Below are 10,698 nucleotides of genomic sequence, written 5' to 3'. Positions count from 1 at the left end.
ACCCAACCCTCAAGCACTTTCCGCTGAACGTCAGTTACCGTCACCGGCGGGATCTTCGGTCCTCGTTGAGTCACATACAACCAACGACGAAAACCAGACTCAGGACACTAGGGCGTTTCTGATGGCTCTTGCTGGGGTGGTGGATCAGTGCTCTGGCTGGGCAGTTGCGTCATATGGTGCGGCGACATGAGCTCACGGACGCGCAGTGGCAGAAGATCGAGGCTTTACTGCCCGTCAATGGCAAGCCTGGCGGGCAGTGGGCCGATCACCGCACAGTGGTCAACGGGGTGCTGTTCAGGGCCCGTACCAGTGTTCCCTGGCCGGACCTGCCCGAACGGTACGACCCCTGGCAGACCGTCTACGAACGCCATCGCCGCTGGTCAGCTGACGGAACCTGGCAGCAGATCCTGACCGAGCTACAGATCGAGGCAGACGCCACCGACCCCGACGGGACCCTGGCCAAGGACGTCGAGAAGGAAGGTGTGCCGCGTCGTCGGGAGTGGGCGGTGAACATCGATTCCACGTCCTGCCGGGCTCACCAGCAAGCGGCCGGTGCGCGTCGTCGGCCACCGCGGGACTTTCCGCAAAAGGGGGCGGTGCGCGTGTGGACACAGAGGGGCGTGAGGCGCTGGGGCGCTCGCGAGGCGGACTGACCAGTAAGGTCCATCTGCTGGCCGATGATCGGGCCCGCCCGTTGACCTGGCAGACCTCTCCAGGCCAGCGGGGCGACAGCCCCATGTTCATGCCTGTGCTGGAGGGGCTGCGGATCCGACGGCGTGGGTCGGGTCGGCCCCGCAGCCGTCCGGATCGTGTCCGCGGTGACAAGGCGTATTCCAGTTACGACAACCGTGCTTACCTGCGAGGGCGGGGTATCAAGGCGACCATCGCGCAGCCCGAGGATCAGCGGGCCAACCGCCAGCGCAAGGGCCAGGCCGGCGGACGTCCTCCGGCCTTCGACGAGACGCAGTACCGCCGCCGCAGTGCCGTCGAGCGCTGCGTCAGCAAGTGGAAGCAGCACCGCGCGGTGGCCAGCAGGTACGACAAACGCGACTACATCTTCAACGGCACCCGCACCGTCGCAGCAATCGTCATCTGGCTCCGCGACACCGTCCAAGAGCCATCAGAAACGACCTAGTCATCGAGGACTTGGCTGACGAAGGTGAGCGGATCGTGGTGCGGGCACGCGCCCCGCAGGACACTGCGGTCTGCCCGGTGTGTGGGCTCCGCCGGAGCGCGTGCACGGCTATCACGGGCGGACCCTCGCGGATGTGCCCGTCGATGAACGACGGGTGGTAATTCGTGTGCGAGGACGGCGTTTCCGTCGGACGACGGCGGCTTCGAGGGGTTCTTCGAATTCTGGCCCAGCTGGGCCTTCAGATCCGCAATCTCGGCCCGGGCTTCCACCAGTTCGGCCCTCACCGCCACCAACTCACCGCGCAGCTCGACCACCAACAGGGCGAGCTCCTCGTAGGTGGGCGGTGGACTGAGAAGCCGTCTCCCTATCGATCATGAGGACGGTTCTAATCGAACAGGGTTCCTGGTCGGGTGATCTTGGCCGGGTGGGCGTATGAAGCAGGACCTCCGGTGCAACACGAGGGTTGCGAAGCCAACTCGAGTGCAGGGAGGCCTTGTTGTTCCAGTCTTGCGTGCTGGTGCCGGTCCCGTCCAACTCGCGCGTGTCAGCGTGCGATTGCCTCGCTCACCGGTTCGGGAACGCGGCCGACCGCCCCGACCGGGTGCGGCGGTATCCCACCGACATGACGGACGCGGAGTGGCAGGTGGTGCGCCACGCGATGCCGATCCCGGCCTAGCTGGAGGGCCGGGGCGGACAGCCGGAGGGCTACTGCCACCGGCAGATGCTGGACCAATGCCGCGAAGTTAGGACTTGCCGGAGAACAAGGCGTCGCTTCCGTGATCGCACCGCGTTGTCGTGGCATGGAGATTTCGGAGGGGGCCGAGGCGGCACTAGCAGCGAAGTTCGAGGCGCTGTTCCCGCACTTGGATGAGCGCCAACGCCGGCTAACCATGGGGGCGGAGGCCCAGTCGCTGGGGCATGGCAGGATCCGCATGGTGGCCCGTGCTGCCGGGAAGTGCGAGAGGGAACCGTGTCGCGCGGCGTGGCTGAACTGGAGTCTGATGCGGAGCCGTTGGGGCGGGTCCGCCGGGCGGGCGGGGGCCGCAAGCGCGTGGCGGACCTGGATCCGGGGCTGCGGCCCTCGCTGCTGGCGCTGGTCGAGCCAGATGAGCGGGGCGATCCGATGTCGCCGCTGCGCTGGACGACGAAGTCGACGCGGCGTCTGGCGGAGGAACTGACGCGGCAGGGCCACCAGATCTCGGCGGATACCGTGGCGGCCGTGCTGCGGGAGGAGGGCTTCAGTCTTCAGGGCAACGCCAAGACCATCGAAGGCACCCAGCATCCGGGCCGGGACGCACAGTTCCGCTATATCAACGAGCGGGCCAAGGAGTTCCAGGCGGCCGACGACCCCGTGATCAGCGTGGACACCAAAAAGAAGGAGCTCGTCGGCAACTACAAGAACGTCGGACACGAGTGGCGTCATGAAGGCGATCTGGTCCGGGTCCGCACTCACGACTTTCCCGACGCCGATCTGGGCAAGGCGATCCCGTACGGGATCTACGACTTGGCGGCGGATACCGGCTGGGTCAGCGTGGGCACCGACCACGACACCGCCGCCTTCGCCGTCGCCTCCATCCGTCGCTGGTGGCACGCGGTCGGACAGGCTGCTTACCCGCACTCCCGACGCCTGCGTCCCACGAATGCGGCAGGAACGGCAGCCCCTGCTCGTTCAGCCACAACCACAGCGGCTCCGGCCCCTCCGGGCCCTCGGCGAACAGCAGCATCCGCTCCTGCCAGGTCAGCCGGTTGATCTCTTGCTCACCCAACACACCGTTCCGGTCGCACCAACGCACCACCGGCTTCAACCCGCGGGTCACCTCGGTGACCAGCCGCACCACCGAAAACCGCTCATAGCGGCCATGCCTCTGAGCCTGATGGATCGCCCAGGCCCGCGACGACTCCATGTACATCTCCACGTCGCCGACCGCGCCTGCCGAGACATAGAACGTGCGCGGCTTCTTCGACCGAGTCACGGCGGCGGACACCTTCCCGTGGCAGTAACGGCTCCCCGCCAGACGGAACTTGGGGACCTCGAACGTCAGCAGTGACCCCTCCTCCAGCCGCCGCAGCCCCGACGACGTCACCGTCCGTGCGAACGCCACGTTCCGGTCTTCCAGACGTCCCACCCAGCCCGGCTCCGGCACCCCCTCGCGGGTGTGGCCACGCAGCCCGACGCTGATCCACAGGCGCCACGTACGCGGCGTCAACCAGTGCACGTTCGACGGCCTGGCGTCCTTGGCCTTCGCCGCCGCGACCGTCAGCACTTCGCCGCGCCGCCCCAGCACCTGTTTGGTCGCCACCGGGCTCCGTCGGATCAATCCCTCCTTCACCGCCCACGTGAACAGCCCCGAGAACGCCGCCAATTCACGGTTCCACTTCGATCCGCCGATCCGCTGCGGATTCTCGATCGAATGCCGACGCCAGTGCTTGTAATCCTCCAGATCCCGCGTTGTCGCCCGCGTCCAAGAACGTCCGACTCCACAAGAAGGCGAGAAGCAGCGCGATATCCGTTGCGTAGTTGCGCTTCGTCTCCACCTCGTGCCTGCGGAAATCCTGCGACTGCACGTACCGGCTCAGCAGCGGATCGACGCGATAATCCGGCGCCAGAAAGATCGGGTCACCCGCCCGGACACCGACCGCCTCCTCACAAGCTGTCAGCTCTTCCCACCCCGCCAGCAACCCACCGCGTACCCCCGACCGGATCCCTCCGGACGGCACCCAGCACACCCGCCACTCCACCCTGACCGCCCCCTCTCGATCGGCTTCAACACGCCGATTCAATAGGGAACTGGTGGACAACGGAGTGAAATGGCGCGCGCTTCCCGTGGGCTTTCTATTAGTTACGTGGAATCACACGCCGCGGGATGCGGGTCGTATCCTGCGGCGTCCCCACGTACTGAGGAGATCCGTTGGGCAGCGCGGTGGTGTTGGAGAAGTGGCCGGTCCTTGGCCGACACGAGCGGGCAGCCGAGTGGCTGCGAATATGGACGGACCTGGGGCGGGCACCCCGGACGATCGATGCGTACGCGCGGGGACTTGCTGAGTACCTGCTGGTCTGCGAGCGCGATGGAATCGACCCGATCTCCGCGAAGCGTCTGCATGTGGCGGCGTTCGTGAAGGAGCTGGCAACGCGGCCGGGCCGTCGGGGAGGCAATGTCGTCGTTTTGGACTCCGGGGCCGGCTTGGCGAACGCGACGCTGCAGCAACGCCTGGTGCCGGTACGGCTGTTCTACGACTACCTCATCGAGGAGGGTCTGCGGGAGTCCAACCCGGTCGGCCGCGGCCGCTACACACCCGGCCGGAATTTCGGCGGACATCAGCGAGGGCTGGTGCCGCGCCTGACGAAGCTGCCGTGGATCCCGAGCGAACAGCAGTGGCTCGACCTGTTGGACGTCGCGCGTGAGGAACCCGTACGCAACCGCGTCATGCTCGCCCTCGCCTACGATGCGGCTCTGCGGCGCGAGGAACTGTGCTCGCTGCGGACTGATGACCTCGACCCTGCCCATCGGACCCTGCGAATTCGGGCCGAGACGACCAAGACCCGGCGCGAACGCGTCGTCCCCTACTCGGCGTCGACCGGGGTTCTGCTCTCTGGCTATCTCACACATCGGGCCACGATCAGCCGGGCCCGAGGGCCGCTGTTCTTGTCCGAGTCGCGCCGCAACTACGGCCAGCCGCTAGCCCTTTGGACCTGGTCGAAGGTGATTCGGCGCGTTGGTCTCGCCGCCGATCTGCCGCGCTTCTCGACGCACACCACACGTCACCTGTGCTTGACGGACCTGGCCAGGATGGGCTGGGAACTGCACGCCATCGCCTCTTTTGCCAGACACCGCAGCACCGAGTCGACACTGACCTACATCCACCTCTCGGGCCGCGACCTGGCCGAGAAGCTGAACCGGGGCATGCAACAGATCCACTCCTGGCGCGTGGACATGCTCACCCGCGCCACCCATGCCGCGGCGGTTGCCGAGTGACCGCACAACCGAGTACGGCAGCTACACGGCCGACAGGTACTCCGGCCTGGGCGACAGCCGTCGACCTTGCCCACTATGACCGTCGCGGCCTGCTCACCGAGCCTGAGGCGGAAGCACTGCGGACACTCAACATCGATCAGCTCCGGCGCGACGGCCTCAGGCTCGACTCGGTGCCGCTTCGGCCGGCGGCCCGGCTGGTGAGACCGTTGGCAGACACTCTGACCGGTCTGCATTGGCCGCCTAACGGCCATCACCAGCGGCGGTTCGCGCGGGACGCGGCCGGGCTGGTGCTGATCCGCTGCGGTGAGCTTCGTCGAGCCTTCTGGGGCTGGTCAGCGGACGACTGGGTCGATCTGATCAACGCCAGCGGCGCCGACTTCCGACGCTCATGGGGCGGCCAGATCGGCCCTAACGCCCGGCCCTTCGTGCTCATTTACGCCTACCTGCTCGGCGAGTTCACCGCCTTCGACCGGCTCGGTCGCTTCATGCGGCCGACCCTGGCCCGTCGGGTCTTCGGCGCCGCTCTCGTCGACGATGCCGTCCAGCGGATGTGCAAGGTTCTGGCCGACTGGGGCTATCGCCGTGACGCCGACAAGCTGGCCGCTGTGATCTGCCAGATGCTGCTGCTGAACCGCAGCCCACTGCTGGAGGATCTGTCCACCGAGGCCCTGGCCGCACTGCGTGTTCACCCGGCGATGAGTGGGCAGTGGGGCAAAGACCTCTACGGCCTCCACCGGGCAGTCGCGGCACTGGGCCACGCGGACCCGCCACCGTCGGGACATGCAGCCGGACCGGCCGTGATGGAGGGAGTTCCAGCCCCGTGGGCGGCGTCGGTTGAGCACTGGTACGCGACGTCGACGCTGACTCCGAAGATCCACCAAAGCTACCGCAGCGTGCTCGCGAAGATCGGCCGCTGGTTGGCCTCCGAGCACCCCGAGATCACCGAGCCCGGCCAGTGGACCCGCCAGACGTGCGCGTCCTGGGTCGCGGCCGTGGACCGGATGGCCGCCGGCGACTTCGCGCAGTGGACCCACGGCATGCGCTCGCAGGAGCGTCTTGGGAAACCGCTCACCCCGCAGACGAAGTCCGGCTATCTCAAAGTGCCGCGCGCGTTCTTCCGTGACCTGCACGAATGGGAACTGATCCCGCGAAGGTTCGACCCGGCTCATGCCCTGAGAACCTCTCGAAGCGTTCGCGCGCTGATGGGGCCGGACCCGCGGGTGATCGCCGATGACATCTGGGCCAAGCTTCTGTGGGCGGGCCTGAACGTCGAGCCCGGCGACCTTCCGACCGCGGACGGCCGCACCTATTCGGTCGAGCTGATCCGGACCATCACCCTGACCTGGCTGTTCGCCGGTCAACGCAGTGACGAGATCGCTCGGTTGAGGGTGGGTTGCATCCGCTGGCAGCACGACGGCCTTCCCATTCCCGGCGATTCCGGCGAGGTCCTCGCCCGCGACGCCGTCTGCCTGCTGGACGTGCCGACCCACAAGACCGGCACCGCGTTCACCAAGCCCGTCGACCCGCTCTTGGGCCAGGCCATCGAGGCATGGCAGGCCGTCAGGCCGACCCAGCCGCCGATGCTCGACCGCAAGACCAACGAGTACGCCGACTTCCTGTTCGCCCACCGCGCCCGCCGGGTCGCCAAGCACTACATCAACACGGCGATCATCCCGATGCTCTGCCGCAAGGCCGGCGTCCCGACCGCCGACGTCCGCGGCAACATCACCAGCCACCGGGCCCGGTCCACCATCGCCAGTCAGCTCTACAACGCCAAGGAGCCGATGATGCTCTTCGAGCTGCAGGAATGGCTGGGGCACCGGACTCCCGAGGCGACCTCGCACTACGCGAAGATCACCCCGAACAAGCTGGCCAGGGCTTACAACGACGCCGGCTACTTCGCGAGGAACGTGCGCACCATCGAAGTCCTCGTCGACCGCGACGTGGTCGCCTCCAACGGCGAGCCCTGGCAGTACTTCGACCTCGGCCACGGTTGGTGCACCTACACCTTCTTCGAGCAGTGCCAGCACCGCATGGCCTGCGCACGCTGCGACTTCTACACGCCGAAGGACTCGACCAAGGGCCAACTGCTGGAAGCAAAGGAGAACTTGCAGAAGATGCTGGCCAGCATCCCGCTGACCGACGACGAACGCGCCGCGGTCGACGACGGACAAGCCGCCCTGGACCAACTCCTGGACCGGCTCACCGACGTCCCCACCCCCGCCGGGCCGACACCTCGCCAGATCGGTGTTCCCGCGACTGCAACGTTGCTGCCGATCGTCGATGTCCGGCAGGGCAAGACGGGAGGTTCTTGACAAAACTGATTCCACAGAACCGTGTGGGACCGGGTCTACGCATTCTTCCGCAGGTGGTGCACGAAGGGCCTGGCCCAGGAGTTCCACGGTCGGCTGAGGGAGAAGGCCCGCCGGACGAAGGGCGCCAGGCCCAACCGACGGCGGCGGTCATCGACTCGCAGTCCATCAAGGCGGCGGCCTCGGTGCCCGAGATCTCACGAGGCTACGACGCGGCAAGAAGATCAACGGTAGGCGCCGGCACGTCATCACGGGCTGTCTGGGCCTGCAGCTGATGGTGCTACTGAGATTTTCGGTTTGGGGTGACGTCATGGCGGGGCTGGGATCAGTCCGGTTTCGGCGATGAATTCGTCGAGCAGTGCGGGTTGGTACTGCATCCGTTTCATGCGTGTGCGGGCCAGTGCGGCGAGTTCATCGATGCTGCACGGGGCCAGGTTGGCCAGGCTGTTCTTCAGATGGGCCCACATGCCCTCGGCCGGGTTCAGGTCGGGCGTATAGGAAGGGAAACGGAAGACGCTCAGCCAGCTCCGGGCCGCGATCAGTTCGCGCGTCGCGGCGTCGACATGATGGGTGTAGTTGTCCCACACCAGCACCACGGGCCCGCCCAGCTGCTGGTAAACCGCGTCCAGCAGGCAAGCGAAATCCCTCTCCCGAAACCCTTTCCGTTCGCCCTTGCGACCGTGGTGCACCAGCATCCGGAAGACGAGCCGAGTGCGGTGACCTGGCCTGCGGCACACCAGACCGGCAAGGGAGATACGGCCCGAGCCGGCAGCCCGGACAGTGATGCGGGGCGTGTGGCCGCGTCGGGACCAGGTCCGTGCTTTGGGCGGTCGGAGCACCTGGCCCGACTCGTCGGCGAAGCACAGCCACGCGTCCTGGTCCCTCACCGTCTTTCCACGCGGGGCCAGGTCTTCCTGAGCCAGGTGGCCACCGCGTCCTGGTCGCGCTCGGCGGCACGGCGCAGTGGGACCTGCACTGTGAAGCCCATCTGGTGCAGGATGCGCCAGGTCTGGGCGGTGCTGAAGCGGACATGGAACCGCCGTGCGATCACGGTGGCCACCCGGGCTAACGTCCACCGTTGGTCTTCCACCCAGCCGTGGGCGGCCGGTCCCTTCTCCAGCTCGGTCGCCAGCCAATCCCGCCAGTGGGGCTGCATCCGCGAAGGCCGCCCCGAGGGACCCTTTGAAAGCAGAGCCTCCGCACCGCCGTCCCGCCAACGCGCGTGCCAGGCATACGCCGACTTCCGGGAGACCCTCAGACGCCGTGCGACCTACGGCGGCGCCACCCCTTGCCTGAATAACTCGGCGGCCTTGAACCGTACTTGCTCCCTCTGAGCCCGCTGCTTCGCAATCAGACCGCCCCCATCGGGATACCGCATGACACAGGGATACACCCACCACCGAGATCACCGTCACCCCAAACCGAAAATCTCAGTAGTGACGGCCGGAAACGTCACCGACCGCCGGGCCGCCCACATGATGCTGCCCCGCCTGCACGAGCGGTTCACCGCGATCACGCTGGTGTGGGTCGACAGCGGCTACCGCGGCCGGCTCGTCGCCTGGGCAAAGGAGAAACTGCAGCTCACGCTGTAGATCGTGAAACCCTCGGACGACATGTCAGGGTTCGTGGTACTGCCGAGGCGGTGGGTGGTGGGTGGTGGAGAGGAGCCTGGGATGGCTAATGGGTTCACGCCGCCTGGTGCGGGACTTCGAGACGCCGCCCGCCTCCAGCGAGGCGTTCATCTACTTCTCGCAAGCCATGCTCCTCAGCCGCCGCCTTGCCCGCTCCGCTCCCCGGACGCAGTCCGAGCAGGGCCGGTGGCCTGTCGCCGTGTAAACCGGCCCGCCGGCGACGCCGTCAGCCAGTCCCGCTCAGCCAGCGGCCTCGCCTTGGACCACACCCCCTCGATCTTCGCGGGCACCAGCTCCAGCTGAAGCCCGGCGGTAAGCTGCTTCGCCGAGATCCCCTCGCCGTCACCCACACCGGAATCCACCAGCTCGACGATCCGCCGGTATTCCACCGTGAGCGCGTCCACCGTCGCCGCCTCGTGCCAGCGTGGCACGACGGACCCCGCAACCGAATCCGCGGCCGTCTCGCTCAGGGCCTGTGCCTCCCGCACACCGGCAGCGGACGCCTGTGTCTCTTCACCCCCAGCAGCCAGAGCCTCGGCAAGCTCCGTCTGGGCAATCACCCGCCGTTCCAACACCGCCTCCGCATCAACGAGTTCAGCCGTGATCCGCTCCATCTCCGCGCGAAGCTGCTCCGCCCGCACCCAGGCAGCCGCCTCCCGCTCCTCCAGCAACCCCATCACCGATGGCATCGGTCATCTTCGCATCACCGAGAACGAACTGATCGACCGAACTCTCCCTCAGTGACACCGAAACCATGCCTGAACAGCGGAAACTCAATGCTCACATCCGGAAAGACAACAGCTTCTAGCCGCAGACACGACCCCAATAACCATCAAACCGGAAATCAAGATCAAATCAGCCAAGACCAGTCGCCTATCTAGTTACGGGTGATCTTGGTCGAGAACCCGCCTACCAGGAGCTTCATCCTTTACGCAGGACTGCCCAACTCGCGGTCAGCAACGCCAGCTTGGAAACGGCTCCATGATTCGAATCCTCCAATAGACACGGGGTGATTCAGTCCGGCAGGTAATTGACACCGTACACCCTGGACTGTCACACTTAGTATCTATGGTTTATCTGTGCCCAGTCGCTGATTGCGGGCGACCGTGTCGTCATTGTCACTGCAGGTGGGGGATTGGATAACGGGGTGGCGGGTGGTCATGCCGCGTGCGTACAGCGACAGGATCGCCTCGTCGGCCTTCTCTAGGCGCCGGGTGCCCTTGGGCACGATCCGTGGCTCGTACTCGCCCCGGCGGTCACGGGGCACATCGATCTCGACAGGGGCGGCGGTGGTGGTCACCGTCTTGCCGTAGGAGCCTTTGCGGTTGTTTCCACTGCTCCGCCCCGCCGGAGCTCCGCTCTCGTAGCCGAGGCGATCGCTCATCTTAGCCTGCAATGCCCGCTCAATGACCTGCTTCATCATCCGCTGCAACAACCCGTCCCGACCGTCCAGCGACACCCTGTCCCTCCCCTCGTAGCGTGGAGTCCGTGATTGCAGGGGAAGTTGGGGTTCATGGAATTCAAGCAACGGACGTGCATGCCTGAGTTCCATGAGCTTCTTCAGCGGTGCTGCTCCAGGGTGAGGACCGCTTTGGTCATTGACGTCAGTCGGTTGGGGCTGCAGCGGGCTCGGCGGAAGAGCCGCC

9 protein-coding genes and 3 pseudogenes are annotated in these 10,698 nt (G+C 66.5%); 6 read left to right on the top strand and 6 right to left on the bottom strand.

Annotation, left to right across the window (positions count from 1 at the left end):
* Window positions 1-173 precede the first annotated feature (173 nt).
* Window positions 174-1,135 (top strand): IS5 family transposase gene (locus tag ACFVFQ_RS37805; protein WP_383425156.1). Its coding sequence is split into 2 segments (ribosomal slippage): window positions 174-588 and window positions 588-1,135, totalling 963 coding nucleotides; the frame shifts between segments, so codons are not numbered across the junction.
* A pseudogene (locus ACFVFQ_RS37800) lies at window positions 1,093-1,343 on the top strand (transposase family protein); the annotation flags it as partial. The gene ACFVFQ_RS37805 and the pseudogene ACFVFQ_RS37800, both read left to right, overlap by 43 nt.
* A gap of 25 nt (window positions 1,344-1,368) precedes the next feature.
* Here ACFVFQ_RS37800 and ACFVFQ_RS37795 read toward each other — a convergent pair.
* A pseudogene (locus tag ACFVFQ_RS37795) lies at window positions 1,369-1,419 on the bottom strand (hypothetical protein); the annotation flags it as partial.
* A 516-nt stretch (window positions 1,420-1,935) separates the two neighbouring features.
* Here ACFVFQ_RS37795 and ACFVFQ_RS37790 point away from each other — a divergent pair.
* Window positions 1,936-2,786: pseudogene (locus ACFVFQ_RS37790) on the top strand (ISAzo13 family transposase); the annotation flags it as partial.
* Window positions 2,787-3,499: 713 nt separating this feature from the next.
* On the opposite strand, the gene ACFVFQ_RS37785 reads toward ACFVFQ_RS37790, so the two are convergent.
* On the bottom strand, window positions 3,500-3,874 hold the full coding sequence (locus tag ACFVFQ_RS37785; RefSeq protein WP_383425154.1) for a hypothetical protein: 375 nt from the start codon (window positions 3,872-3,874) through the stop codon (window positions 3,500-3,502).
* 170 nt (window positions 3,875-4,044) lie between these two features.
* On the opposite strand from ACFVFQ_RS37785, the gene ACFVFQ_RS37780 reads away from it, so the two are divergent.
* Both ACFVFQ_RS37780 and ACFVFQ_RS37775 read left to right on the top strand, forming a co-directional pair.
* Window positions 4,045-5,109 carry a tyrosine-type recombinase/integrase gene (locus ACFVFQ_RS37780; protein ID WP_383425152.1) on the top strand — a complete coding sequence of 355 codons (1,065 nt, stop codon included), beginning with the start codon at window positions 4,045-4,047 and terminating at the stop codon, window positions 5,107-5,109.
* 197 nt (window positions 5,110-5,306) lie between these two features.
* Window positions 5,307-7,424: a tyrosine-type recombinase/integrase gene (locus tag ACFVFQ_RS37775; protein WP_383425164.1), complete on the top strand. Its 2,118-nt coding sequence runs from the start codon at window positions 5,307-5,309 to the stop codon at window positions 7,422-7,424.
* Between the two features lie 305 nt (window positions 7,425-7,729).
* Here the strand turns inward: ACFVFQ_RS37775 and ACFVFQ_RS37770 are convergent, their stop codons facing one another.
* On the bottom strand, window positions 7,730-8,260 hold the full coding sequence (locus ACFVFQ_RS37770) for a transposase (protein WP_383425161.1): 531 nt from the start codon (window positions 8,258-8,260) through the stop codon (window positions 7,730-7,732).
* A 44-nt stretch (window positions 8,261-8,304) separates the two neighbouring features.
* Window positions 8,305-8,679: a winged helix-turn-helix domain-containing protein gene (locus ACFVFQ_RS37765; RefSeq protein WP_383425158.1), complete on the bottom strand. Its 375-nt coding sequence runs from the start codon at window positions 8,677-8,679 to the stop codon at window positions 8,305-8,307.
* A 178-nt stretch (window positions 8,680-8,857) separates the two neighbouring features.
* Between ACFVFQ_RS37765 and ACFVFQ_RS37760 the strand changes: the two genes are divergently transcribed.
* The gene (locus ACFVFQ_RS37760; RefSeq protein ID WP_383425150.1) at window positions 8,858-9,013 is read left to right on the top strand and encodes a hypothetical protein; all 156 of its coding nucleotides are present in this window, start codon (window positions 8,858-8,860) and stop codon (window positions 9,011-9,013) included.
* A 173-nt stretch (window positions 9,014-9,186) separates the two neighbouring features.
* On the opposite strand, the gene ACFVFQ_RS37755 is transcribed toward ACFVFQ_RS37760, so the two are convergent.
* Window positions 9,187-9,741, bottom strand: a complete 555-nt coding sequence (locus tag ACFVFQ_RS37755; protein ID WP_383425148.1) for a hypothetical protein — start codon at window positions 9,739-9,741, stop codon at window positions 9,187-9,189.
* 377 nt (window positions 9,742-10,118) lie between these two features.
* On the bottom strand, window positions 10,119-10,698 hold a 580-nt coding region (locus ACFVFQ_RS37750; RefSeq protein ID WP_383425146.1), incomplete at its 5' end, for a transposase.

Source organism: Streptomyces sp. NPDC057743 (assembly GCF_042798755.1).
GTDB lineage: Bacteria > Actinomycetota > Actinomycetes > Streptomycetales > Streptomycetaceae > Streptomyces.
This window is presented reverse-complemented; position numbering and strand designations above follow the sequence as displayed.